16 protein-coding genes are annotated in these 25,795 nt (G+C 73.8%); 7 read left to right on the top strand and 9 right to left on the bottom strand.

The annotated features are described in order from the left end of the window. Positions 1-47 precede the first annotated feature (47 nt). The 4 genes from BJ981_RS22475 (at position 48) to BJ981_RS22460 (ending at position 12,711) form a co-directional block, all read left to right on the top strand. Positions 48-10,964: a WXG100-like domain-containing protein gene (locus tag BJ981_RS22475; protein WP_184613454.1), complete on the top strand. Its 10,917-nt coding sequence runs from the start codon at positions 48-50 to the stop codon at positions 10,962-10,964. Between the two features lie 2 nt (positions 10,965-10,966). Beyond that, entirely contained in the window at positions 10,967-11,506 is a 540-nt protein-coding gene (locus BJ981_RS22470; protein WP_184613452.1) for a hypothetical protein, read from the top strand. A 92-nt stretch (positions 11,507-11,598) separates the two neighbouring features. Then, positions 11,599-12,285, top strand: a complete 687-nt coding sequence (locus BJ981_RS22465; RefSeq protein WP_184613450.1) for a hypothetical protein — start codon at positions 11,599-11,601, stop codon at positions 12,283-12,285. A gap of 60 nt (positions 12,286-12,345) precedes the next feature. Then, positions 12,346-12,711 carry a hypothetical protein gene (locus BJ981_RS22460; RefSeq protein ID WP_184613448.1) on the top strand — a complete coding sequence of 122 codons (366 nt, stop codon included), beginning with the start codon at positions 12,346-12,348 and terminating at the stop codon, positions 12,709-12,711. Here BJ981_RS22460 and BJ981_RS22455 read toward each other — a convergent pair. Both BJ981_RS22455 and BJ981_RS22450 read right to left on the bottom strand, forming a co-directional pair. Beyond that, the gene (locus BJ981_RS22455; RefSeq protein WP_184613446.1) at positions 12,705-13,775 is read right to left on the bottom strand and encodes a transglycosylase SLT domain-containing protein; all 1,071 of its coding nucleotides are present in this window, start codon (positions 13,773-13,775) and stop codon (positions 12,705-12,707) included. The genes BJ981_RS22460 and BJ981_RS22455 overlap by 7 nt on opposite strands. Before the next feature lie 5 nt (positions 13,776-13,780). Further along, a complete protein-coding gene (locus BJ981_RS22450) occupies positions 13,781-14,089 on the bottom strand; it encodes a hypothetical protein (protein WP_184613444.1) in 309 nt (102 codons plus the stop codon). Between the two features lie 227 nt (positions 14,090-14,316). Here BJ981_RS22450 and BJ981_RS22445 point away from each other — a divergent pair, with 227 nt between their 5' ends. Continuing rightward, a complete protein-coding gene (locus tag BJ981_RS22445; RefSeq protein WP_372436885.1) occupies positions 14,317-15,063 on the top strand; it encodes an SAM-dependent methyltransferase in 747 nt (248 codons plus the stop codon). A gap of 71 nt (positions 15,064-15,134) precedes the next feature. Here BJ981_RS22445 and BJ981_RS22440 read toward each other — a convergent pair whose 3' ends face one another. Together BJ981_RS22440 and eccCa are read right to left on the bottom strand one after the other, a co-directional pair. Then, positions 15,135-15,515, bottom strand: a complete 381-nt coding sequence (locus BJ981_RS22440) for a hypothetical protein (RefSeq protein ID WP_184613440.1) — start codon at positions 15,513-15,515, stop codon at positions 15,135-15,137. Between the two features lie 333 nt (positions 15,516-15,848). Beyond that, complete coding sequence (eccCa, locus tag BJ981_RS22435) at positions 15,849-19,820, bottom strand: type VII secretion protein EccCa (protein WP_184613438.1); 3,972 nt, start codon at positions 19,818-19,820, stop codon at positions 15,849-15,851. Positions 19,821-20,029: 209 nt separating this feature from the next. Here eccCa and eccD point away from each other — a divergent pair, with 209 nt between their 5' ends. Next, a complete protein-coding gene (gene eccD / locus BJ981_RS22430; RefSeq protein WP_239139012.1) occupies positions 20,030-21,520 on the top strand; it encodes a type VII secretion integral membrane protein EccD in 1,491 nt (496 codons plus the stop codon). Between the two features lie 10 nt (positions 21,521-21,530). On the opposite strand, the gene BJ981_RS22425 is transcribed toward eccD, so the two are convergent. The 3 genes from BJ981_RS22425 to BJ981_RS22415 are packed head-to-tail and all read right to left on the bottom strand — an operon-like array spanning position 21,531 to position 23,131. Further along, positions 21,531-21,929 (bottom strand): YbaB/EbfC family nucleoid-associated protein, encoded by a 399-nt coding sequence (locus tag BJ981_RS22425; RefSeq protein ID WP_184613436.1) that lies wholly within the window; start codon positions 21,927-21,929, stop codon positions 21,531-21,533. A 60-nt stretch (positions 21,930-21,989) separates the two neighbouring features. Then, complete coding sequence (locus BJ981_RS22420; protein ID WP_184613434.1) at positions 21,990-22,775, bottom strand: hypothetical protein; 786 nt, start codon at positions 22,773-22,775, stop codon at positions 21,990-21,992. A gap of 53 nt (positions 22,776-22,828) precedes the next feature. After that, positions 22,829-23,131 carry a hypothetical protein gene (locus BJ981_RS22415; RefSeq protein WP_184613432.1) on the bottom strand — a complete coding sequence of 101 codons (303 nt, stop codon included), beginning with the start codon at positions 23,129-23,131 and terminating at the stop codon, positions 22,829-22,831. Between the two features lie 205 nt (positions 23,132-23,336). On the opposite strand from BJ981_RS22415, the gene BJ981_RS22410 reads away from it, so the two are divergent. Further along, the gene (locus tag BJ981_RS22410) at positions 23,337-23,780 is read left to right on the top strand and encodes a YbaB/EbfC family nucleoid-associated protein (protein WP_184613430.1); all 444 of its coding nucleotides are present in this window, start codon (positions 23,337-23,339) and stop codon (positions 23,778-23,780) included. A gap of 33 nt (positions 23,781-23,813) precedes the next feature. On the opposite strand, the gene BJ981_RS22405 is transcribed toward BJ981_RS22410, so the two are convergent. Further along, positions 23,814-24,575, bottom strand: a complete 762-nt coding sequence (locus tag BJ981_RS22405) for a WXG100 family type VII secretion target (protein ID WP_184613429.1) — start codon at positions 24,573-24,575, stop codon at positions 23,814-23,816. Between the two features lie 12 nt (positions 24,576-24,587). Next, positions 24,588-25,760 (bottom strand): hypothetical protein, encoded by a 1,173-nt coding sequence (locus BJ981_RS22400; RefSeq protein WP_184613427.1) that lies wholly within the window; start codon positions 25,758-25,760, stop codon positions 24,588-24,590. Between the last annotated feature and the right edge of the window lie 35 nt (positions 25,761-25,795).

Raw genomic sequence — 25,795 nt, 5'->3', positions numbered from 1 at the left:
GTCGCGCGCTTCCGCCGCGTCCCCGGCGGCGAACGGGGTGCGGTGACGTGACGATCGACGTGAACCCGAACACCTCCCCCGGCGGATCGACCGGCGGAGGGGGAAGCTCCACCACCGACATCACGCCCGCGTGGGGCGAGAGCCTTCCCGGGTGGGTGGACACGCTCATCGCGCTGATCGTCTCCGGGCAGAGCTGGCCCGAGGCCAGCGAGCGCCTGCTGTGGGAGCTCGCCAAGGAGCACCAGGCGCTCGGCGAAAGCCTGTACGGGGCCGTCGAGCCCGGCGTCACCGCGGTCAGGACCGTCCTCAGCGGATGGGACGTCCCCGCGACACCGGGCTTCGTCACCGAGGCCGACCGGCTGTTCGCCGAGCGGACCGGCGTGGCCGGGCTCGGGGTGGAGAACCTCACCAAGGCGTTACAGGCCGACAATTTCGCGCGCGAGACGCAGTACTCGAAGATCTCCATCAACGTCGCCTTCTGGGTGGCGGTGACCGCCGCGTTCATCGCCCTGGTCTCGGCGTTCTTCACCGCGGGCGCGAGCACCCCGATGATCGGGCCCATCGCCGCCTCCGCCCGCGCCGCCATCGGGCGCATCCTGCAGAGGCTCGCCGCCGTCGCGGGACGCGACTTCGGCTCCGCCATGGTGACCCGGCTCGCCGCGACCAGGGCCGCCCAGGCCGGCGGCGCCGGACTGTTCCGTACGGCGCTGAGCGGCCACCTCGCCAGGGAGATCATCGAAGAGGTCGGCGAGGAGGTGTTCATCGACGCGTGGACCCAGCGGGAGCAGATGAAGCTCGGGACGCGCGACGGGTGGGACTGGAAGAAGACCGCGGCCTCGGCGGTCGGCGGGGCCGGAGGCGCGGTCATCGGCATGAAGGCCGCCGGGCCGATGTCCCGGCTCGGCGACCGGATCCCGCTGCTCAGGGCCCTGAACAACGCGGGGGCCGGGCCGGGCGTCGGCAACGCCTTCGCGCGGTTCCCCGGGCGGGCGATCCAGACCGGGCTCAACAACATGGCCGCGTCACCGGGCGGCAGCATCCTCGCCAACGGGCTCGTCTACGGCCAGTGGGAGCTGCCCGACGCGGAATCCCTGCTGGGGGCCGCCGTGGGCGGCGCGGGCCGCACCAACACGATCAGCCCCTTCAACCCGGACGTCTTCACCGCCGTAACCCACCCTTACACCAGCCTCGCGGCGGCGAACGCCGCCGCGGCCGCCACCGACGCCCAGCGTGCCTTCCCCACCTCCACCGACACCTCCCAACCCCAGAACCCGCCCCAGCCCACCCGATCCGCCACCACCGGGGCTCCGGGGCAGTCCTCGATTCCCCCCGACCTCACCGCCGCCGTGAACCCGCCCGGCCTCGCCGCTCCTGCGAACCCTCAAGCCCTCGGCACCTCACAGAACCCCTCCGGCGCCGGCCCCTCCACCAGCACGTCAGGCGGCAACACATCCGGCGGCAACGCGACCGGTCCCACCGGATCCCAGAACCCGGTCAGCACTACCAGCCCCGACACCTCCCACCCCGGCGTCCCTCAGAGAACCACCGAACCCGGAGGTCCGGGCATCGCCGCACCCCATACATCGGGGAACGGCACCATTCCCTCGGTATCGGAGAACCCATCGGGCCCTCCGGTGTCCCACGGATCCAACCCCACCGGCTCCCAGCCATCTGGCCCCACCGGCTCCGCTCCCGCCACCCCACAGACATCCGACCCCGCCGGTTCCCAGGGGACCAACCCCACCGGGACCACCGATACGGGAACAACCGGCACAGGAAGGCGTGGCCCGGAACCCGGTGGCATGGACGCCACGTCCACGTCGTCCACGCCGGCGGCCACCAACCCGCCCGACGGCCCGGCGAACAACGCACCGCCCGCCGCGAACACGACCGCCACGCCACCGACATCTCCCACCCCCCAGCCCGCGACACCTCCCACCCCGGCCGGCCCGGCGACGCCGACCGGCCCGGCGATACCGGTCACATCGGCCCTACCGGCGACCTCCGCCACGTCACCGGCATCGGCTCCGGCGACCACATCGGCCTCGTCGGAGACGACCTCCGAAAGCTCGGAAACCTCCGAGACAGAGGAGGCAGCCGAGACAGAGGCGCCCAAGACATCCGCGACTCCAGGGACCTCGGAAGCAGCCCAGACGTCGGGGGCGTCCGTACCCGGGCCCGCCGCGAACGCGGGCTCGAGCCAGATCGCCGCGCCGGTTGAGGAGAGAGCGCGGGCCGGAGAGGCGCTGGCCCGGGCGGTTCGTGTCACGACTCCGGACGCGTTGCCGTTGCAGGACGGCGGCCTGCGTCTCACCGCGCACGACGGCACGACCGTCCATGTCTCCAGGGACAGCTTGGCCGCGATCCACGACCACGTGACGGTGCGAGCGGGCGACGGCGCGTCGTCCGCCCGCCTGGAAGCCGAGGCCGCCGCCCTGCTCGGCATGGAGGCCGCTCGCCTCGCCCGCCGCTCCCCCATCGAGGGAGCGCTCGATACCCTCGCCCGGATTCCGGACGGCTCCCCCGACACCCACGCCGTCATCCTCGCGGTGACCCGCGAAGTGGTGACCGACAACCCGGCGGGATGGCCCCCCGACCGCCTGTCCCCGGCCGCCGGCCGGCTCGTGGCCGCGGCCGTCGCCGAGCCGGACGGCACGCTCGCGGCTCCTTCGCCGAGTCCGCTCACGTCCGAAGCGGCGCGCGCGATCGTCCGGGAGGCCGAGGATCTCCCATTGACGCTGCGCCTCGGCGACCCCGCTTCGCCGGAAGGGACTTCCGGCCGCTCCCCGTCTCCCATCTCCTCCTCGGCCAGTCCCTCTCCATCCACCAGTCCCTCCACGCGTTCCGCCGAGGTGGTGCCGGCGCGGCCCATCCGGCGGACGGCGTTCGTCGCGGACGGTCGTCCGGCCGGGGTGGCGGACCTGGGCGTGGAGGAGGCCCGCACCGCGGCGGCCGATCTGCGCGCCACCGATTTCGGACGAGGGGTCAGGGACGTCGAGTGGCCTCCCGGCAGCGGGGCGCTGCGCGTGGAGACCGAGGACCATGGTGTTCAGCACTTCATCGTGGGAGAGCGGAACGTGCCCCGGGGACGGCTCGCGCGGACGCAGGTGCGCGCCGGGACCGCCGAGGAACCGCATGTGGTGTCGTTCGCCCTGCGAGTGGCCGCCGATCAGGTGCCGAGGGTGTGGGTGCACGAGATCAGCCACACGATGCGACGGCTGGCGGCGCGCGACGCGGGCGCGGATCGGCAGGGCATCGTCCGGCGGTATCTGTCCGGGATGAACCCGGCGGGGCCCGTGCGCGCCTCCCGGGACGAATGCGTGGCGGCGCGCTACGACGAGCACCGATGGCTCGCCCGGAAGTGGGAGTCCGCCGCCACCGAGGAGGAGCGGCTCGCCCGGCGGACCGACATCGAGGGCATCGCCCGCGAACTCGCCCACCGCGGCCACACGCCGCCGATACCACCCTGGTCCCCAAGCCCCCTCCACCCCGACCCCACCTCACCGGCCGGTTCCCCGGTGACTCCCCTCGCGTCCTCGCAGGCCACGGGCGGGAGGGCGTCCGGTGTGGCCGATCTTGGTACGCCTGTGCCGGTCGCCTCGCTGGCCGCCCAGGTGCGAGGGCTCGTCGGAGCGCTGGCGGAGGCCGAGACGGCGCTGGGCGAGGCCAAGGCGGCCAAGACGGAGAGTGCGAAGGAGGCCGCGGACCGGGCCACCACCGCTGAGAACAAGGCCGCGAAGGCCGCCGGTCAGCGTGACCAGGGCGCGGGCGAGCGCCAACGCAAGTCCCTGGCGGACGCCGAGGCGGAGAAGGACGCGGCGGCCCGCTACACGGATGTCGCCGAGGCGTTCCGGCGCGCGGGCGAGCGCGCCGCCGAGGCCCGCACCGCGTACGAGAGGACCCTGCGCGCCCTCGACGACCTCGCCGCGCGCACCTCCGCGCCCGGATCCCCGCCGTCGGCGGCCACGCCCGCGGCAGAGACGACGGCCACCGACCCGGCGGAGCGAACCGCGCGGGCGGTCGAGGAGGTCGTGCGGGCCGCGCGGGAGGCGGAAGAGCGACTGGAGGCGTATCGGGGGGCGGTCAGGGAGACGGTGCCGCCGGCGATCGCCTTGTCCAGTGGCGTCCCGACGGGACGGCTTCCGCACCTGGGCAGGCTGACCGAGGTGATCAACGCGGAGGTCGGCCCCGATCACCGTTTCACCGAGGACGAGCTGAACTTCCTCCTCCGCGCCGAGTACCGCCGCGTCGTGTCCCGGGACGGCCTGGTGGTGCGCCGGGGCCCGAACGAGATCAACATCAGGCTGCGACCGGGAGACCTGGTCGAGGTACTGGATCTCCCCGTGAAGGCGTCCGAGCTGATGGCGGGCACGCTTCCGCAGGGCGGCGCGTCCGTGGCGGCCACCTTCGCGCGTGCCGTCGGCGCGTCGGGCGAGCTGGACATGGCGACGCTCGCCAAGCTGGTCGGCCCGGACCACGGTGTCTGGGCGCTGGTCAAGGCGGTCGCGCCGTTCGCCATCCTCAAGGGCGGCTACGGCCGCGGCCGCCAGGCGTCCACGACGGGAAGCTCCGCCGAGTACGCCCTGGCCGGCGCGGTCGAGGACAACCGCGGCGAGTCGTCCCTGTTCACCGCCCAGGCCCGCTGGGACGTCCGCCTCCGCACGGGCTCCCCGACGCCACAGATCCCTCCGTCGGGAGGCGCCACGGTCAGCCCGCCCGTGGAGACCACGGCCACACCGTCCGCGGAGACCACCGCCACCCCGTCCGGCGAGACCGCGGCGCTTCCGGCGGGCGACGCCCGGCCAGGGGCGGTCAGGCGAGAGGTGGAAGGGGCGCGTCCGCGGGAGGGCGGGCCAGGATGGCGGGATGTCGCCACGGTCGCGTCCGGGATACGGGGTGACGCGGAGGTGCTGCGGCTCTGGGTCGCGCACGCGTACACCGTGCACGGCCCCGGCACGATCGACCGGCTCCCCCCGCACGAGCGCGGCAAGACGCCGTTCCCCGAGCACGTCGTCACCGGACTGACCGGCCTGGAGGCACTGACCGACCGCGTGGCCGCCGCCCTCGGGTCCGGGCGCGCGCCGATCGGAGGCGACACCCGCGACCAGCTCCGCGTGATGCTGATCGACGAGTTGCCGAGCAGGCTCGGCGAGGCGATCGACGACCCGCACGATTTCCAGCGCGTCGTCACCGAGAACGGCCGCCCGCTGGCGAACGTCCGCGTCCACACCGAGGTCGTCCTGGAGCCCGCCCCCGCCACCGCGGCCCACCCCGCGCAGGACGGCCCGCGGGCCGTCGGGACGGCGAGCGCCAAGCACCACCTGGAGCGGCTGCGCGTCGGCTTCTCCGGCGCGTCCGGGACCGAGTCGGCGAGCCGTTCGACGAGCGTCGGCGCGTCCGCGGGCGCCAAGGCGAAGGCGAGCCTGCTGCTGGACGCGACGGGCGCGGACGAGCTGCTGGACGCCGCGGGGGTGGACGACTCCGCCGCCGCCAATTGGACGCCGAGGCTCGCGGGAGGCTTCACCCGGGCGGCGTCGCGGTCGCACGGGCAGAGCGCGGGCGGCATGGCCATCCACCCGAGCGTGCAGCGCTGGACGGGGCACACGCAGGGGTACCGGATCGCGTTGCGGCACACGGTGACCGTCCGCATGCTCGGCGACCACGCCCCGTTGCCCCCGGTCCACGGCGCGAGCGAGGGCCTGTTCCGGATCCCGGAGCCGGACGCCTACCGCTACGGCCTGCCGGTGGACGCCGCGGCGGTCGTCCGCGCCCCGGACGGCTCGGTGCGGCTGCGCGACGACCCCTCCCTGGCCCCGCCGCCGGGGCGCCTGCCGGTGCTGCCGCAGTGGCTCGGGGCGGGTCCCGGCCAGGCGCGCGGGGCCGGTCCGGCGCTGGTGCAGCGGGTCACGGGCATCGACGCCGTGCGCGCCCAGGTGGAGGGGCGGCTGCGCAAGATCGGCGTGCTGCCCGCGCTGGACGCGAACGGCGACCCCAGGCCGTCCCGCGACCGGGTGGCCGCGGCGGCGCAGATGCGCAACCTTCGGGAGGTGGCCGAGCAGTTCTCGGCGGCGCGGCTGGAGACGGGCTACGACCAGGCGACGCAGGACGGCATCCTGCTGGACCTGGTGCGTCACAGGACCGGCCAGGCGCCCCGGCACATCACCCTGCGAATCCGCCTGGACCAGCAGATGGAGGCGGCCCGGTACGCCGGGGTGACGCCGGCGGAGACGGTGGTCAACCTGGACATCGGCTCGGACACCTCGGCCCGTTCGCTCGGCAGGTCGGTGACGTGGTCCGGGCGGGGCGAGCTGGGGGCCGGCCACGACGCCGCCGGGCCCGGCGACTCGGACTGGATGTTCACGGGCGGCGGCGCGGGCCGCCAGGTGGCGCACGGGCGCAGCACGGGATGGTCGGCCGGGAACACGGTCAACCAGGTGCGGCTGGTGGAGACCACGGTCCCGGCGGCGATCTTCGAGGTCCCGCACACCGTGCAGGTCGAGCGCCTGCTCCCGAACGGGGGGACCACCCCCTTCCTCGACGGCGACCCGGACAAGCGCGAGGTCTCGGCCCGCATCCTGCTGGCGAGCGACCTGCTCCCCGCGGTGGCCCCGGAACGAACCCCTCCCGCGAGAAAGAGAAAGAGAGGACGCACGCGAACCGCGCCCTCGGCAAGGGCAGGGCAGGCGCGGACGGTCCCCGCGGAGGGGACAGAGCCGAAGGCGCACGCCGAGGCCGCCGCCGCTCCGGCGGCCGAGGGGTGGCCGACGCCCGAGGCGGTGCTGGCGCGGGCCACGTTCCTGCATCTGGACGCGGGGGACATGGTGGCGGCCGTCCGGTCCGTCCTGCCCCGGGGTACGAGGCCGGATTCGGCGGCCCTGCACCACCTCGCGGCGTTCTCCAACGTCCGCGGCCTCATCTCGCACCCCTGGTGGACCCACACCCCGTACGAGACCGAACTCGCCGTACGGCCCGGGGGCGTCCGCCCGGTCCGCTCGACGCTGTCGATCCGCGGCGAGCCGGGCACCTCGCGGTTCGTGGGCGCGGTGGACGCGGTGAACGGCCACATCAACCTCACGCTCGGCAGCAGCACCACCTCGGCGGGCCGCCAGCGCACCGTGACCTGGGACGCCTCGACGGGGGCGGGCGTGAACCAGGCCGCGGACCCGAAGGGCGGCCTCGGGCCCGGCGGCTCGGCGTCGCGGACGGACGGCTCGTCGCGGGCCGACACCGCCATCTGGGGCAGGGAGCGGCTGACGATCGAGGTGGGCAAGCAGTACGTCTTCCAGATGGACGTCGGCTTCACGGTCACGGGCTCCGAGCGCGGAACCCGTGACGCCCGCACCGTCACCCCGGAGAAGCCCGGCGGCGGGACGGTCGTCTACATGCTGCCCGAGCGCGACGCCCTGCTGCTGTACGCGGACGGCACGCTGCCGTTGCCGCTCCACCAGGTGTCCGACGCGGTGGAGCGGTTCGTGGACGACACGCTGGCCCTCGATCCGGTGCTCGCGCCCCTGCTGATCCGCCGCTACCTGACCGACCTGCACGCCGCCCGCACCGCGAAGGAGCCGCTGAGCCCCCTCGCCGGGCGACACGAGGCGCGGCTGCTGCTGCCGAAGCTGACCGCGATGTTCGGCAAGGACGCGGTCGTGCAGAAGGGCCAGAAGCGGCACAGGTTGTCCCGGCTGCTCGCGCACGCCTCCACCTTGGAACGGACGCGGGTCGCGCTGCCCGAACACTTCCGGCGGGCGATGGGCCAGACCTCGTTCGAGAGCGTCACGCTCCTGGACGGCGAGGGGCGGAAGGTCGAGCTGGCCGCCGCGGTGATGGACGCCGTGCGGGCCGTCTCGCCGAAGGCGCTGGACGCCGACCCCGCGTTGCGGCGCGCCATCATGGGCCAGTTCGGCGGGCAGAACTGGTGGGGCTCCGTCGACAACATGATCGACAATGTGATCGACGACGTGACCCGGGACACCGCCGAGGACGCCTGGCACTCGACCGAGTACACCGCGCGGATCGGCGCGCAGCGGGCCGAGAAGATCGTCGTACGGGTGCGGGCGCGCATCGACGAGGGCACGCCGGTCCTGGAGGGCCGCAGCGACGAGGTCGGGCACATCATCCAGAACTACGACTACGCGCAGACCGAGACGTCCCGTTCGACCGGCCGCTCGTTCGCGGGCGACGCGGGCGGGGACGCCGCGGTGGGCGACGAGTCCGGACGCGGCAGGCTCGCCACGCACCGGGAGCACTCCTCCTCGGGGTCCACCGGCGAGCAGCTCACCCACCTGCAGCGGGTGTCCTCGTTCGACGGCGCCGACCGGGTCCGCCACCCGATCAGGATCACCGTCGAGGCCGAGCGCATGCCCCTGTCCAGCGGCGACGCGCGGGTCCTCGCCGCGCGGGCCGGGACCCTCGTGCGCGGTCCCCGCGTCCACCGGGCGTCCGACCTGCACGGTGAGGTGGTCCGGCTGGTCCCTGACGGGCTGACGGCGCGGGCCGACCTCGTGCCCGCCCCTTCGCCGACGGCCCCGGACCCGCGGCCGGCGGCGCGGCCCGACATGTTCCACGTCGATGCCACCGAGGCCCCCACGCTGCTCACCGAGGTGGCCGACCGCCTCGCGGCGCGGGACATGCTCGGCCGGGCCGGGATGCGCGAGCACCGCACGCACCTGGCCCACCAGCTCTCCGCGATCGCCCGGATCGCGTCCTTCACCTGGATGACCGGCCAGGACGGGCACCGCATGGCGCGCCTCCCCGTGCCGGGCACCCGGGGGGAGGTCGTGGACGTGTGGGTGCGCGCCGTGCTGTCCGAGCCGCACGTGGTCGTCGGCGACCGGGCGCAGGTGGAGATCGGCGAGGTGTTCCGCCGCCAGGAGACCGCCACCGTCGCCACGAGCCGGAGCCGCGTCACCCCGCTGGGCGGCTCCGCGGGCGGCGGGCACGGCCCAGCGGGCGTCGGCGGCGGGCTGTCGGCCGGCGACCAGGCGTCCGAGCGCGACTCGGCGTCCGGGGGGAACCGCAACGAGACGAGCAACTTCGAGAAGGGGACCGCGGTGACCACGCGGTGGCGCGTGGACTACCACGTCCGGCTCGTCCGCACGACGCTGGAGCCCGGCGGCGGCGAGCGTCCCGGCCGGACGGTCACGCTGCCGTCCTCCATCGTCGGCAGCGCCCATCTGCAGCTCATGCGCGATCAGCTCGCGGACGTGTACATGCGCATGGAGAGCGGGTCGCCCGCCGGTGCCGGCTGGCACGTCCCCGGCGGCGCGGCGACCTCCCCTTCCACCGTCCTGCCCGCCGCGACCTCACCGTCCACCACCTCACCGGCCGCCGCCCTGCCCGCCGCACCTTCGCCGGCCACGACCTCGCCGCCGGCGGACCGGGCGCGCTTCTGGCCGTGGCGGCGCGCGGCGCCGGTCTCGACGTCTCTGGACGATCTGCTGGGCGACGCGCGCGGGCGGCCGTCCTTCGCGGCCGATCCCGGCGCGGCGATGGCCGAGGCCCTCGGCGGCGCCCGGGGCCGTCCAGGGACCCCTGTCCGGCTGCACACGGCCGACGCGGGCGCCTCGCCGGGCGTCGAGGCGGTCACCCACGCGCAGTTGCTGGCACGCGCGCTGCGCGCCGAGGTCCTCCTCGACGTGCACGAGACCGACCGTGACGTCCACCGCCGGTACATCGCCTCCCCGGACGGCGCCCTCGCCGGCGACCGCCCGGACGCTGGCTTCGCCTCGGCCCTCGCCACGCTGCCACCGGCCCTGCGCACGGCGGCACGCGACGCCGGCCTCGACCTGCGCGCCTTGCACGCGACCCTGGACGGCCCCGGCACCTCGGAAGGGGGCGTTCGGGGGGCCGCCGGGACCGGCACGTTCGCGGACGCGGTCCGGGCCGCGCTGGGGACCGACGACGTACCGCGGCCGGAGAAACCGTTCTGGCCCACCAAGCTGTGGGGTCCGGGCCCGGAGGCGGCCATGGGCTCCTACCTGGGCGGCGCGGGCCCGGTGACCGCCCCTCCGATCCCGGGGACGGCGTTCACGGCGGACGGACGGGCCGCCGACCTCTCCGACGTCAGCCCGCGCGAGCTGAAGGCCGCGCTCACGGGCGTCGCCGGGACGGACCTGCCGAGAGGGGTCGGGGCGCCGGTCCTCTCCCCCGACGGCACGACGGTGTCCGTCACCGTGCCGGGCCGGGGCGAACAGCACTTCGGCTGGGAGGTCGGCCACGTCCGGGGCGGCCGGCTCGCCAGGACGACCAAGGGCGACGGCACCCCCGAGAAGCCGCACGTCATCCGCTTCGCCCCCCGGGTCGCTCCCGACCAGATCCCCCGCGTCTGGGTCCACGAACTCGCCGAGATGACCCACCGCCTCGCCACGACACCCCCCGAAGCGTCCGGCGCCTCCACACCCGAGTCGCCGTCGACCGAGACCGGGACCGCGCAGCAGCCCACGTCGGAAAGCCCTTCGACGGAAACCCCGGCGGCAGAGGCGGCGACATGGGACGCGTGCCTCGTGGCCCGGTACGCCGAGCATCGGTGGCTGGTCCGCAAGCTCGGCTCCGCGCGCACCGACGCCGAGCGCGCCGGCTGGGCGCACGAGATCGAGGGCGTGGACGGCGAGATCGCGGCACGCGGCGCGGTACCGCCCGTCCCCTCGTCGCGGTCCGAGGAGGCGTCCGTCCTTCCCTCGCCGGCGCCGCCAGGTCCCGCCGCCGGGCCGCCCCCGCCGCCCGGCGCGGCGCCGTCGAGCTCGGGAGACGTCTCCTCCCCTGACGGCGGCCGGGAGTCGGACGAGGAGTTCTGGGCACGTATGCGGAGGTTGAGCAACTCCACCGGCTGGATTCCTCCGGAGGAGTGGCGGACCGGCGGGCCAGATGACACCGGCCCGGAGCCGGGCGTGTCCGCTCGGGGCCGGGCGGGCGAAACGGCTCGCGACGGGGCGGACGGAGCGGTTCACCGTGGGGCGGAGGGGTGAGGATGGCGTTCTCTGTGGCGCGGACCAGGGATGAGGCGCACCTGTATCTGGACCTTCATCCCTGCGGGTCCTGCGGCTCGGTGGACACCGAGTGGGACGACGGTCTCGTCAGCGTGGACGGGGAGACGGCCTGCCACTACGCGGGCACGTGCGCGGGCTGCGGCACGGAGCGGGAGTTCCTGTTCGGTCTCCCCCAGCGTGAGACGGCGTCCTCGCGGTTCCCGTCCTTCGGCGGCCCGGAGCCGTCCGAACTGCTCGACCCGGGCGAGTGGCTGTGGGTCGCCGACCTGACCGCGGGCAACGTGCCCGCCGACGACCCGCGGGCGGCACGACAGGCCCTGACGATCGCGATGGCGGCGGTCGAGGAGGTCGTCAAGTTCATCCCGCCGGGCCGGGAGGAGGTGCCCGAGGAGGCGTTCTGGTCGCTGACGGGCCGCCGGGTCCGCGGCCGTGAGCCCGGGCGTTTCCGCCTCGACCGGCTGCTGGTCGTCCGTGACACCTACCGCGCGCTGGCCGCGCGGGAGGAGGAACGTCTTTCCTGATCGCTTCCGGCGACCGATAGGCTCGAAAGGACCCGGCGTGGGACGTGCCGGTTCCGCCGGGACACGCGCACAGGCACCGGGAGGCGGCTGAGATGACGGGCGACGTGCCGATCCTGCGCGCGCGGACGCTGGTGGAGGCGTACCTCTACATCAACCTCACCGTCGCGGCCGACGACGTCGACCCCGCCGATGACGAAGCCGCGGAGGGCACGGCGGGCGGGGAGGTCACCGAGGACGCCGAGGCGACGCGGCGGCGTGCCGCCCGCCGCGTGATCGACTACGAGCGCTGGACGACGCTCACCGAGGGCCGCGCCGCCTGGACGCTGCTCTTCGACGGCCCCGACACCGGCCCGCGCCACAAGATCATCCTCGTGGTCCCCTACGAGACCGAGTTCGCCGCGCGCCGCGGCGAGCTGCGCTTCGGCCCCGGGCGCTCCGAGATCATCGACCCGGGGCAGTGGCAGCTCGTCGGCGCTGGGTACGCGCGCCGCGCCATGCGCGACGACCTGCTGTACGCCGAGAACCCCGGCGACCGGCAGCGCTTCCACGAGGTGATCCTGAACTGGACGCACGCCAGGGACGCGGTCGCCGAGGCCGCCAAGTTCCTGCCCGAGGACGGTGACGAGATCCCCGAGACGGCCTTCTGGTCCGAGGAGGGCGCCGCCACCCGCCGCGACGAGCCGGAGCGCTTCACCCGCGAGGGCCTGGAAAGCGACATCGCCCTCTACCAGCGCAACCTCGACCATTTCCTCTCCCTCCACGGCCCGCACACCCCGTAACACCTCGCGATTCCCCTTCCATGGGAGATGATCTCCGGCGACGGCGGTAGGGAGGCGGGCATGAGCGACGAGCCGCGGGTGAGGCCAGGGCGCGGATGGTACGCGCTACCCGTCTTGATGGTGGCGTCGCCGGGGCTGACCCTCCTGCCCGGCCTGCTTTCTCCAGAGAGGATCCAGGTCTCTCCGGAGTGGGAGATCTCCGCGTTCGGCACCACGATGCGCTTCGAGTTCGAGGTCTTGGGGGGCGTGCTCCCGCTGGTCGCCCTCAACGTGCTCCTCGCGGTCCCGGTCGCGGTGGGGCTGATGGTCACGCGCAGGCGGAACCGCCGTCATCTGCTCGCCCTGGCGGAGGCGCGCCCCCGGTCGGGGCCGACGCTGACGGTGACGCACGTGGAATCCGCGCCCCCGCGCGGGCGGCGTCAGTAGCCGACGTAGCCGGAGCCGTTCTTCCTGCCCACCACGCCGGGGACGTTGGAGACCGAGCCGTAGCGTTCGATGGCGTAGCGGACGCCGGCGATGATGTTGTCGATCGGGTCGTAGATGTTCTTGTGGCCGGGCAGCGACCAGCGCGAGAACGTCGGGTCGATGGTCTGCATGAGCCCTTTGGAGGGGTGGCCGGCGGCGGCGTTGGAGTCCCAGTTGTTGATGGCGTGCGGGTTGCCGCCGGACTCGTGCTGGATGATCATCCAGATGTCGTTCATGTTCATCTTCTCGACCGGATACCCGTGGGCCTTGAGTATCTCCACGGCCTGACGGATCCACTCGGCGACCTCCCCCTTGGGGGCGGGCCCGCCGCCGGGGGGCGGGGGGCCGCTCGGGCCGTACCCGCCGAAACCGCCGCCCGAGGACGTCCCTCCGTTGCGCGACACCGGGTCGATCTCGGCCGCGGGGACCGGTATCCACTGGGTGGTGTGCCCGGGCCCGGGGACGAACGACTGGTCGCCGGCGGCGGGGATGGACGCGAAGGTGGGCGTGGCGGCCTTGAGGTGCTCGCCGATCTCGCCGGACGCCGTGGAGAGCGCGGTCTCGGCGCTCTGGACGTACCCCTTGGCGAGCGACACGGCCTTGCCGACCTGCTCGGAGATGCCTGGCTTGAGCTGTTCGTCGCTGGCGTGCGGGTTGCGCCGCCGGTATTCGGCCACCCAGGCGAGCAGGTCGTCACAGACGTCCACGACGTCCCCCCTGGCCCGCTCGACGGCTCCCGCGGCGGTGTCGAGGGAGGTGGCGCAGGCGCCGAGCGCGTCGTGCAGCGCGTCGCCGGCCCGCACGTACCGCCGCATATAGGTGACGAAGGCGTCGGCTGACGCGCCCTTCCACGCCGCGTCCACGCGGGTGACGGCCGCGCCCAGCGTCTCGAACGGCTCGGCGGAGCCGCCCGCGGCCTTGCGCCACCGTGCCGCGATGCCCCGGATGGCGGCCGGGTCGCCTTTGGTCTTGTCGGCCAGGGCGACGAGCTCCTGCCCGCCGGGGAGCGCCGCTACGGCCCCCATGTCCGTCATATCGCCGGAAGTCCCGTCTCGGTGGTGCGGTGTGCCGTGCGGACGTTCTCCTCGATGAGGTCCAGGGCCCGCTCCACGCCGTCGAGCCTGCTCGAGACCGTGCCGAACTCGCCGTCGGCGTGCCCGTCGACCCGCCCGATCGCGGCGGCCAGCGCCTCGGCCCCGGCCAGCGTGCCGAACAGGGACGCGGACGGCGCGTCCTTGGGCGGGAATCCGTCGCCCACGGTCGCGAGCCGGCCCCTCTGGGTGCGCACGGCGCCGCGCAACTTCGCGAGCGCCTCGCGGTTGAGCTCGATACCCGACACCGGAACGGCCCCCTCCCGATGCGGCCGGACCCCATACCATCCGACCCACCGCCACCTTACCCACCACACCACCCATACGCGATCATTTCCCCCGTCGTCCCCGCACGGGGCGCGTATGCCGATCTTCGCGACGGTGATTGACGCGTTTCGGACGGCAGAAGAGGATGTTCTTCGTGACAGAGGGCACTTCCCCCAAGCTCGATCCGACGCGTCCCAACTCCGCGCGGATGTGGAACTACTGGGTGGGCGGCAAGGACTACTATCCGGTCGACCAGGAGGTCGGCGACAAGATCATCGAGGTGTTCCCGAACATCCTCGACGTCGCCCGGCATTCGAGGGCCTTCCTCGGCCGCGCGGTGCGCCACCTGGTCGGCGAGGTGGGCATCCGGCAGTTCCTGGACGTCGGCACGGGGCTGCCCACGCACGACAACACGCACGAGGTCGCCCAGCGGATCGCGCCCGACTGCCGCATCGTCTACGTGGACAACGACCCTCTCGTCCTGGTGCACGCGCAGGCGCTGCTGACCAGCAGCCCCGAGGGCAGGTGCGCCTACATCGACGCAGACGTCCGCGACCCCGAGAAGATCCTCGCCGGGGCCGCGGAGACACTGGACCTCGGCCGGCCGGTGGCGCTGATGATGCTCGGCATCATGGGCAACGTCGTCGACCACGAGGAGGCGTACGGGATCGTGCGCCACCTGCTGGACGCGCTTCCTTCGGGCAGCTACCTGGCGCTCAACGACGGCACCAGCGTCGTCCACGGCTCGGCCCGCGACGACGCGATCGAGATCTCCAACGACGAGGGCGGCGAGCCGTACGTCTCCCGCACTCCCGAGCAGATCGCGCGGTTCTTCGACGGCCTCGAACTCCTGGACCCGGGCGTGGTCCCGACCTCCCGGTGGCGCCCGGAGAACAACCCCTTCGGCGTCCCCGAGCCCGTGGACGCCTTCTGCGGCCTCGCCAGAAAGCCCTAGACCTCGGAGACGCGAAGGCGCGCCCGGCCCGGCGGAAAGGTCGCCGGGCGGGCACGCCCGAGGTGCGGGGATTACTGCTTTCTTTGCAGGGCGCGGTGCAGCTTGAGGAGGTTCGAGATCAGCTTGGCGACGTCGTTGTTCTCGGCGTCGGCGGAGTACTGACGGGACGAGTTGATGTCCTCGGTGCGCAGACCCCACTCCTTGGCGTGGTCCGGACCTCTCAGAGGCGCGTACGCCTTGCCCTGCCACGTGTGGCCGTATTGGGCGAAGAACTGGTCCATCGCTTGCGGTACGACCCCGGCGACCGCCGCGGCCGAGGGAATGGCCGTCCCGAGAACCGATTCCACGTCGGTGGTCTCAAGGCGGCCGGCGCCGAACCTGGCGATGCCCGCGTCCCCGATGAGCTGCCTGAGCAGCGCGAGAACCAGCTCGGCCAGCCTCGCCCGGGGCACGGTGACCGGTTCTTTCGTTTTCTTCTCAGGGGGAGGCGGTGGTTTGTCCCCGCCACCCGCTCCGGAGGCCGCCCCGCCTTCTGGCAGTATTTCCGTCATGTGACCCCTTCTCGGCTTTTGGGCATTCCCCCGAAGTCCCACAAGTAAACAGGCCCTCAATAAAGAGCGCCAACTTACCTTTGCGTCACATGTAGCATACTTCAAGATGCGATATGTTAATAATGCGGCATTCAAGAGCTTTAGAGGGGTATGCCGGATTTACTTAGCAAATTTCACCCCCGTACCCCCCGAAAAGCTCGTACAGCTGAATCCCGGGCATGTGGGGCGAATGGGTCAGCTCTGGGGAGCGGACGGGGCCAGGAAGGCGGTCTGGATCAGGCGACTGCCGGAGCGGCGGTCCACGTAGTACCCGCGGCCGGGCGGCAGCGCGTGCGGGCGGACGCCGAACAGCACGCCCTCGTCACGGTCGCCGGACAGGATGACGGCCGGGCTCGCCATGTCCTTGAGGCGCTGCATGACCGGGTCGTACATCGCCCGCCCCGCGCCGCCCATCGCGCGGGCGAGCACCAGGTGCAGGCCGATGTCGCGCGCCTGCGGCAGCAGGTCGAGCAGCGGCGCGATCGGGTTGGCCCCGGTGGCGACCAGGTCGTAGTCGTCCACGACGAAGTACAGGTCGGCGCCCTTCCACCAGGTGCGCGAGCGGAGCTGGTCGGGGGTGAGGTCCGGCGGCGGGAGCCGTTTGGTCAGCGCCTCGCGCGCCTCCAGGACCATCTCGGCCGCGGTGGTGCTGGAGGCCGCGTACCCGATGCGGTGCTCGGTGTAGGCGGCGTCCAGCAGCGAGCGGCGGTAGTCGATGACGATGAGCCGCGCCTGCGCGGGGGTGTGGCGGGCGACGATCCCCTCCGCGACCAGCCGCAGCAGGTTGGACTTGCCGCTCTCGGTGTCACCGATCACGGTTAGGTGCGGGTCGGTCTCGAAGTCGGCCGAGACCGGCGACAGGGTGGCCTCGTCGATGCCGATCGGGACGCGCGCCCCGGTCTGCTCGGGCCCCGGCAGCGCGTCGGCGGGCAGGACGGCGGGCAGCAGCCGGACGCGCGGCGCGGGCGGCCCCTGCCACGCCTCGCGGACGGCGTCCACGAGCGCGCGGACGCCCACGGTGAGGTCGTCGGTCTGCCGGACGCCGTCGATGCGCGGCAGCGCGCCGAGGAAGTGGAACCCGTCGCGGGTGAGCCCCCGCCCCGGCACGCCCTCGGGCACGGCCAGCGCCGCCTTGCGGTTCACCTCCGACTCGTAGGCGTCGCCGAGCCGCAGCTCCAGCCGGGAGCCGAACAGGTCGCGGATGCCGGGCCGGAACTCCGACCACTTGTTGGTCGCGGCGACGACGTGGACGCCGTAGCCCAGGCCGCGGGCGGCGAGGTCGGTGATGGTGGGCTCCAGCGCGTCGAACTCCTGGCGCACGGTCAGCCAGCCGTCCACGACCAGGAAGACGTCGCCGAACTCGTTGCCGGTGATCGCGCCCTCGGCGACCATGCGCCGGTAGGTGGCGAAGGAGTCGATGCCCCGCTCGGCGAACTCGCGCTCGCGGCGCTGCATCAGCGCGGTGACCTCGGCGACGGTACGGCGGACGCGGTCGCCGTCCAGGCGGTTGGCCACGCCGCCCACGTGCGGCAGCCCTTCGAGGGAGGACAGCGTGCCGCCGCCGAAGTCCAGGCAGTAGAACTGCGCCTCGCGCGGGGTGTGGGTGAGCGCGAGCCCGGCGACCAGCGTGCGCAGCAGCGTGCTCTTGCCGCTCTGCGGCGCGCCGACGACGGCGAGGTGGCCCGCCGCGCCGGACAGGTCGACGCCGAGCGGGTCGCGGCGCTGCTCGAAGGGCCGGTCCACGATGCCGAGGACGGCGCGCAGCTTGCCGCGCCCGGCCCAGCCGGTGGTGGACAGGCCGTGCTCGCGGGTGATGCTGAGCGGCGGCAGCAGGTGGCTGAGCGTGAGCGGCTCGGCCAGCGGCGGCAGCCAGATGCGGTGCGCGGGCGGGCCGTGGCCCTGGAACTGGCGCACCACGATGTCGAGCAGGCTGTCCCTGCCCACCGCCGGGGGCCGCGGCTCGGGCTCGGGCCGCTGGACGGGCGCGGGCACGGGGATGTAGGAGGTGCCGTAGACGACGACCTGGCGGCGGTCGGCGGGGGCGCGGCGTTCCTGGCGGGTCTCGGGGGCGAACGCGCCGGAGACGTAGGCGGCCTTGAAGCGGGTCATGCCGCTGTTGTCGAACTTCAGGTAGCCGTTGCCGGGCGCGGGGGGCAGCTCGTAGGCGTCGGCGACGCCGAGCACGACGCGGCTCTCCATGGCCGAGAAGGTCCGCAGGCCGATCCGGTAGGACAGGTGGGTGTCCAGGCCGCGCAGCCTGCCCTCCTCCAGGCGCTGCGAGGCGAGCAGCAGGTGGACGCCGAGCGAGCGGCCGAGACGGCCGATCATGACGAACAGGTCGATGAACTCGGGCTTGGCCGACAGCAGCTCGCTGAACTCGTCGAGGACGACGAACAGCGTGGGCAGGGGCCGCAGGTCGGCGCCCTGCTCCCTGGCGCGCTCGTAGTCGCGCAGCGACGCGTAGTTGCCGGCGGCGCGCAGCAGCTCCTGGCGGCGCACCATCTCGCCGTTGAGCGCGTCGTACATGCGGTCGACGAGGGGGAGCTCGTCCTCCAGGTTGGTGATGACCGCCGAGACGTGCGGCAGCGTGTCCAGGCCGAGGAAGGTCGCGCCGCCCTTGAAGTCGACGAGCACGAAGTTGAGGATCTCGGAGGAGTGGGTGGCCGCGAGCCCGAGCACGAGCGTGCGCAGCAGCTCGCTCTTGCCCGAGCCGGTCGCGCCGATGATCAGCCCGTGCGGTCCCATGCCGCCCTGGGCGGACTCCTTGATGTCCAGCTCGACCACGCGGCCATCGGCGCCGAGGCCGATCGGCACCCGCAGCCGGTTGCGCGCCGCGCGCGGACGCCACAGCCCCGGGATGTCCAGGCGCTGCGGGTCGGCGACGCCGAGCAGGTCGGTGAGCGTCATGTCGGCGCCGAGGACGTCCTGGCCCTCGCCGCCCTTGGCCGGGGAGGCGCGCAGCGGGGCGAGCTGGCGGGCCAGCGCGTCGGCCTGCAGGTACGTCAGCCGGTCGGGGCGGCCGAGGCCGCTGACGATCTCCTTGCCCGCGTGGTCGAGCACGACGCGGTTGAACCGGTCGGGCAGGACCTCCAGCCGCAGCGTGGCGCCCTCCTCCACCGGCGCGGCGGCGCCGCCGAGGTCGATGACGGTGACGCCCTGGATGGCGTCCGTGCCGAGCTGGGAGTCCTGCGGGACGTACCCGCCGTCCAGGATGACGACGTGGTAGGGCAGCGACTCGGCGGAGGCGCCGGGCCGGAACCGGCCGCGGTCCTTCAGCTCGCCGCCGAGGAGCCGGTCGAGGTCGCGCAGGTCCTCGGCGATGAGCCGGACGGGGCCCGCGGCGTCGCTCTCCTCGGGGTGCAGCGCGTGCGGCAGCCACTTGACCCACTCCCACTGGGCCAGCCACTCCTTGCCGGCGCACACGGCGATCCGCATGTCCTCCGGGGAGTGGAAGACGGCGAGCTGGCCGATCAGCGCCCTGACCAGGTCGCGCGCGGCGGCGGGGTCGCCGGTGGGCAGGATGCGGGCGAAGGAGTGCAGGGCCAGCGCGATCGGCAGGTCGTCCACGCTGGAGTGGGCGCGGACGAAGCGGCGCAGCGCGCCGGCGGCCATGGCGTCGAGGTCCTCGACGGGCTTGGAGTCGGGCGGGATGAGCTGGACGGCGAGCCGCTGGGTGCCGGTGCCGGCCCGCACGGTGGCGAAGTCGCCGTCGCGCGGGCGCCGCTCCCACAGGCGGGGGCCCATGACGAACGACCACAGCGCGTCGGGGTCGGGGCCGTTCCACTGGAGCGCCTCACGCTGCTGCCGCGCCGCCCTGCGCACCTTCCTGCGGGTCTGGGACAGGTAGCGGAAGTAGTCGCGGCGCAGGCCGTTGAGGCGGGACTTGCGCTCGCCGGAGGCCCGGCCGAGCTGGCTCAGGCTCATGCCGACCATGGACAGCGCGAACATGCCGCTGGCGACGTACATGATGGGGCTGCCGCCCCCGCCCGCGGTGAACATAAGGCCCATGGCGGCGCCGCCGGCGACCATCGGCATGAAGGTGAGGATCTGCCCGAACCCGCCGGAGGTGGTCTCGGGGATCTCCGGCGGGGACTCCAGCAGGATCTCGCCGCGGGGCGGCGCCGGAGGCGGCCGGCGCTCCGGACGCCGGACGACGACAGTTCCCACGTCGCTCCCCCTGTGTCGCGAACCTGGTGCTCCGCGGCCTCCGTGCGGCCCGGCCGCGGAGACCTCGTGTCTGGGCCAACCGTAGCGAATTCAGATCTTCGTCCCCGCCCGATCTCCAAGAAAGCGCGCATCACTCCCAAAGATGGAAATGTCGGCCATCGCCGAGCTTGTCGGGCCGCTACGGTATTGCGCGTGATGAAGGAGTCGGCGTGACGCTGAACCCCACGGCGGGACCGCCTTCCATGCCGGGCCCGGGGGCGCCGGCGGCCGGACCGCCCGCGCCGGACGGGGCGTCCCGCGCGGCCGTGCTGCATCCGCCCGGCCCCGCCGTGGCGATGAGCCGGGTCACGATCGTCACCCCCCGCAAGCGGGTCGACCTGGCGATCCCCTCCGACCTGCCGCTCGCGCACCTGCTGCCGAACCTCCTGGCCGCCGCGGGCGAGAGCCCCGACCAGGCCGCGTTCACCACGACCGGCTGGGCGCTCCAGCGCGTCGGCGGCAGGCCGCTCAGCCTGGACGCGGGCCTGTCGGCGCTGGGCGTGCGCGACGGCGAGGTGCTGTACCTGCTGCCCCGCCCGTCCGAGCTGCCCGAGGCCGTCTTCGACGACGTCGCCGACACCATCGCCACCGGCATCAAGGAGAGGTCCGGCCGCTGGCAGCCCCGCCACACCCGGGCCACCGGCCTCGGCGCCACCGCGGCCTGCCTGGTCGCGGGCGCGCTCGCCCTCACCGTCGCCGGACCGCCGTGGCGGCTCGCCACGATCGTCGCGGGCGCGCTCGCGCTGCTGCTGGTGGGCGCGGGGGCCGCGCTGTCGCGGGCGCTCGGCGACGCGGGGGCCGGCGCCGTCGCCGGGTACGCCGCCCTGCCGTACGCCTTCCTGGCCGGGCTCTTCGCCACGGGCGGGGACGCGGGCCTGACCTGGTTCGGCGCGCCCGGCCTGCTCGCGGCGTTCGCCGTGACCGCGCTCGCCGCCACGATCGCCGGCTGGGCCGTCGCCGAAGGGCTGCCCGCCTTCTTCGGCGTCGCGCTCTCCTCGATCATCGGGGCCGCGGGCGCCGCCGCCGTCATGGTGTGGCGCGTGCCCGCCCCGGGCGTCGCCGCGCTGATCGTCGCGCTCGTGCTGGCCTGCACGCCGCTGATCCCGACGCTGTCGTTCCGGCTGGCACGGCTGCCACTACCGTCCGCCCCCAGGAACGCCGAGGAGCTGCGCGCCGACGATCAGGAGCTCGACGGGCCCGACGTCAAGAGGCGCGCCGTGGAGGCCGAGCGGTTCGCCACCGGCCTCGCCGCGGGCGTCGCCCTGGTGGCGGTCGCCGCCGAGCTGCTCCTGCTCGGCTCCCCCGGGTGGACCGGCGAGGCGATGCGGGTCACGCTGGCCTTCGCCCTGCTGATGCGCGCCCGGGTGTTCCTCGGCGTCGGCCAGCGCCTCTGGCTGATCGGCGCCGGCCTCGCGGGCCTGGTGCTCCTGCTGGTCGCGGTGGCGCTGACCGGGGCGACCGCCGCGCTGCTGGCCCTGCCGGGACTGCTGGTCATGGCGGCGATCGCGGCGGGAATGGGGCTGTTCCTCCCGCAGCGCCGCCCCACGCCGTTCTGGGGCCGCGCCGGGGACATCGTGGAGTTCGTGCTGATCGCCGGGATGTTCCCGCTGGCCCTCGGCGTGCTGGACGTCTACACCTGGGTGCGCGGCCTGGCCGGGTGACCTCGCGGGCTCAGCGGTGGTCGTCCATCACGCGGGCGGCCTCCTCCAGCCACGCCTGCACCCCGTCGAGGTCGTAGGGGTCGAACGAGGAGGGCCGCTCCTCGCCCATCGCGCCGCGCAGCAGCTCCTCGTTGCGCCGCCGGGCGTCCAGTTGCGCCGCCCGCACGGCCTCGGTGACGGCCTGGCCGATCGCGTCGCTGTCCAGGCGCATGGCCCGGGGATCCAGCACGACCCGCTCCACCATGCCCCCGCCGTCCACCACCGCGCCGATCATGCCCCCGGCGGCCTCGCCCGTGCCCTTGACGGCCCTGAGCTCCCCCATGACCTCGCCGAGCCGGCGGACGGCCCGCCTGCTCTCCTCGGCGACACGGTCGAAGTCGTCGAGCTGGAAGTCGTCCGGATCGAACACGCGGGCCGCTCCTTCGGATGGCGGATATAGCGGATACAGCGGATATGGCGGATACGGATCTCAGGGCTTGTACGGCTGGGGCCGCTCGACCTTGGGCTCGCGCCACTCGAAGCCCCCGGACGGCGGCGGCGCCGGCGGGCGGCCGGGAGCGGGGGGCTGGAACGGGGGCAGGCCCCGCGTGTCGATGACCGCCTTGGTGAAGTCGACCTTGGCGGCGCCCGTCGGCTCCAGGTTGTACATCTGCACCAGCGCCTTGCCCGCGAAGTACACCGACATGCCGCCCGCCACGGCCGACACGACCTTGGCCAGCATGCCGGTGGCCGTGGCGATCAGCCCGTTGGCCATGACCCCGAGCGCCTGCAGCCGCGCGTACCCCGCGGCGGCACTGTAGGGCGTGGTGAGCATCGCGGCGGCCACGGCGATGCCCGCGGCCAGCGCCGCGGCGATCCTGGCCAGCGCCACCCAGTACGCGCGGTAGGCGTCGCCCAGCTCGTCCACGATGCCCGCGACGCTCTTGACGTACCCGCGCAGCGTCTCCAGCGCCTCCTGGAAGCGCTCGACGGCGTCGGAGAACGCGTCGTGGTCGGCGGCGATCCAGCCGTCCTTGCCCTTGTCGCCGAGGTTGCGCAGGAAGCTCTTGTTCGCCGTGTCCAGGCGCGCGTGGATGGAGTCCCAGTTGGCGTAGGCGTCGGCCATGCCGGGAACGTTGGCGACGGCGGTCGAGGCCATCGCGACGCCCACGGTGAGCGGGCGCGACAACAGGGCGGCCTTGCGCAGGTCGTTCAGCACCGAGGCCGCGCTGCCGCCCGCCATGCGCAGGGACGGGCCGTACGGAGTCTTCGCCATGGTCGTTCCCGGCTCCCTCGTTCTCGTGCGTCGTGCCGTCGCGGGAGCGCGCCTCAGACGTAGACGGCGGTGGAGGCGTCCTCGGCGGCCCGCCAGTTGGCGCGGGCCGTGTCGAGCTGCCTGGTCCAGGTCTCCAGGACGGTGACCGCCTCGGCGAGCTTGCCGCGCACGTCGTCCTGGACCTGGCGGTAGCGGAGCCCGATGATCAGCTCGCCGAGCGCGCCCCAGCCGGGGAAGCCGACCGTGGTCGTGTCGACCAGCCCGCGCCACTCGCGCACGGCCGGGACGACGTCCTGGTCGATCTCCTTGATGATGCTCTCGATGGCGGCCGAGGTGACGTACTTCTCCTGCCCCACTGCGGCCTCCCTGATCACGATGTTCCGCAGTGCCGTTCTTACCGGGTTTCCATGCTTTACGGATGATCTGTCCCGGATGTTCATCCGGACCTGGCCGACCGGCAACACCGGCGCCGATCATCGTTCACGCACGGGCACGCGGGGTGATCCACCGCTGTAGGGTCCTCGATGTCGGCTTTGCCGCGGCGGCGAAGGAGGCTTGCGCATGACCGAGTTCGGCGACTTCGCCGGCATCGACCTGGAGAAGCTGCTCAACCAGGCCCAGGAGCGGTTCGCCCACATGGAGGGGCTGCAACGGCGGCTGGCCGAGCTGGTGGGCCGCGCCCAGGACAAGGACCACCTGGTCACCGTCGAGTACGGCGCCGAGGGCCTGCGCGAGCTGGAGCTGAACCCGCGCGCCATGCGCCTGGCCTCCACCGACCTGGCCGCGCTGATCAAGACGGTGTCCGCGGACGCCGCCCGCGACCTGCGCGAGCAGACGAACGAGGCCATGGCGGAGGTCTTCGGCGCCGAGGACAACCCCATGCGCCTGCTGGAGGATCCCGAGGCCGCGATCGCCCGCGCCAAGGAGGCCGAGGCCGCCTACAACCGTGTGTTCGAGGACGTCATGTCCGAGCTGGACCGCGTCCGCCGCCGCCTCGACCTCTGAGGCACCCGGCGCGGACCTGGTTCGGCAGCGGCCTTAGTTCACCCGCGGGACGCCGGGGACGGTGCCGTCGGCGGGCAGGCCGGGGAGGGCCGGGAGGGTTCCCGTGCCGGGGAGGGCGCCGTCGCCGGTGGTGAGGTTGAGCGTGGCGACCTGGGTGAACATCGGCTGGCCGCCGCCGCTGGGGTTCATCCCCTTCTGCTGGAGCTCGCCCTGCTTGCTCTGGTTCCACGTGTAGACGCCGCCCAGCAGGACGGTGGCGGCGACCAGCGCGGCCATCTTGTGCTTCTGGGCCGCGGCGACCACCTTCTCGAGCCCGGTGGCGATGGCCCCCGCGGCGGCCTGGGCCGGGGCCGCGCCGACCCCGGTGGCCATCGCCGCGGCGACCGCCCCCACCAGGGCCAGCAGGATGCCGCCCACGGAGAACACGACCAGCGAGAAGGCGTAGTAGAGCTTGGCCAGGTTGTCCATGCTGTCGCCGACGCCCGCGTGCACCGCGCCGCTCTTCTTCAGCTCCTTCTTGAAGGCCGCGACGCTCGCCTCGAACGCCTGGCGGTCCTCGGCGGTCCATTTGTCGTCCGGCACGCCGTTGGTGAGGTTGGTCAGCTCGGTCACCAGGCCGTCGAAGTCGGCGGCGACACTGTGCCAGTCGCGCGCGGCCTTGTCCATGTCGCCGGAGTTGCCCAGCGAGGCGCCGGCCATGAGAAAGACGGGCCATCCGCGCGGGTTGAGCAACGCGAACGCCGCCATGCCCGCGAGCCCGATGGTGTGCAGCGTGACGCCGTTCTCGTAGCTCATGGGGGCCTTTCGCTAGGTGGACTTGGTGGTGCTGGCCTCCTCGGCCAGCGTCCAGTACCGGGCCGAGGTGTGCAGCATGTCCTTCCACTGGGCGAGGGTCTCGCGCCCCTCGCGCAGGTGGCCGGCCGCGCTGTCGCGGACCTGCGTGTGCACGCCGGAGACGCCCATGCCGATCACTCCGAACCCGGGGAAGCCGACGTGGATCTGGCTCGTCTTCTGCCGCGAGCCCTCCATCTTCCCGCCGGCCTGGGTGTCGATGGTGTCGCCGAGCCCGCGCAGCGCGGCGGGGTCCGCCTTGCGGGTCTTCTTCGCGTCGGCGGGCAGCGCGGGCTGCTGGGAGGTCCCCGGTCCCTGACCGGGACCGGCCGGCACCGCGGGGATCGACGGGAAGCCGCCTCCCCCTCCCGACGGCGCCCCGCCTCCTGGTCCTCCCCCGCCGGGCAGGTCCGGCACCGCGGGCCCCGCGCCCACCGGGTTCGCGCCGCCCGGCAGGTTCGGGTCCGGGATGGACGGAACCTTGGGCTCCGTGCCGGGCACGCTGGGGTCGGGCAGCTTCGGGTCGGGAACGTTCGGGCCGGGGACGTTGGGGTCCGGGACGGTCGGCCCCGGCACGTTGGGATCGGGGATGATCGGGTCCGGGGACGTGGGCCCGGGGACGTTCGGATCGGGGATGTCCGGCTCAGGAACGAACGGACCCGGATCGCCGGGCTGCCCTGGCTCACCCGGCTGTCCGGGGTCGCCGGGCTGTCCCGGATTCCCGGGCTGTCCAGGGTCCCCCGGGTCGCCGGGGCCGCCGATCACCTCGAACGCGTGCGGCCACCGCGGCTCCAGCGGATCGATCGGCCCCCCACCGTCGGGGTCGCCGCCGTCCTGATGGATCAGGTCGCGCGTCTCGGGCCGTGCCGGCCCCGTCACTTGGAAGAGCGTCCCGCCGCCGTCGCCGGGCGGGCCGGAGCCGACGGGGTCGCCGGTCGCGAACGGCATGCCCGAGCCGACCGGCCCTTGCTCTCCGTACGCGAATCCCTGGCCCCCGGGCGTCGCCGGGCCGTCCGGCGAGTAGGGGCCACCCTGGAACCCGCCCTCGGTGGCGGGCCCTCCGTGCGCCTGCCCGGCGGCCGCCATACCGGGGTCGTCCCCGTTGAGCAGCGCTTCTATGCGTCGTTCCCGGCTCGGTTCCCCGCTCATGCGCGCCCCCCGTGTCCGCAGGCCCGGTCGTGATC

The sequence above is a fragment of the Sphaerisporangium krabiense genome (assembly GCF_014200435.1).
In the GTDB taxonomy this organism is placed as follows: Bacteria; Actinomycetota; Actinomycetes; order Streptosporangiales; family Streptosporangiaceae; genus Sphaerisporangium; species Sphaerisporangium krabiense.
The sequence above is the reverse complement of the archived record's forward strand: the minus strand, read 5'-3'. Positions and strand labels throughout refer to the sequence as shown.

Bases quoted from the DNA above. Each gene is read 5' to 3' on its own strand.
- BJ981_RS22460 (WP_184613448.1), top strand. From the start codon at position 12,346: ATGAGCGACGAGCCGCGGGTGAGGCCAGGGCGCGGATGGTACGCGCTA.
- BJ981_RS22405 (WP_184613429.1), bottom strand. From the start codon at position 24,575: ATGAGCTACGAGAACGGCGTCACGCTGCACACCATCGGGCTCGCGGGC.
- BJ981_RS22465 (WP_184613450.1), top strand. From the start codon at position 11,599: ATGACGGGCGACGTGCCGATCCTGCGCGCGCGGACGCTGGTGGAGGCG.
- BJ981_RS22420 (WP_184613434.1), bottom strand. From the start codon at position 22,775: ATGGCGAAGACTCCGTACGGCCCGTCCCTGCGCATGGCGGGCGGCAGC.
- BJ981_RS22400 (WP_184613427.1), bottom strand. From the start codon at position 25,760: ATGAGCGGGGAACCGAGCCGGGAACGACGCATAGAAGCGCTGCTCAAC.
- BJ981_RS22445 (WP_372436885.1), top strand. From the start codon at position 14,317: ATGTGGAACTACTGGGTGGGCGGCAAGGACTACTATCCGGTCGACCAG.
- BJ981_RS22455 (WP_184613446.1), bottom strand. From the start codon at position 13,775: ATGGGGGCCGTAGCGGCGCTCCCCGGCGGGCAGGAGCTCGTCGCCCTG.
- BJ981_RS22470 (WP_184613452.1), top strand. From the start codon at position 10,967: ATGGCGTTCTCTGTGGCGCGGACCAGGGATGAGGCGCACCTGTATCTG.
- BJ981_RS22410 (WP_184613430.1), top strand. From the start codon at position 23,337: ATGACCGAGTTCGGCGACTTCGCCGGCATCGACCTGGAGAAGCTGCTC.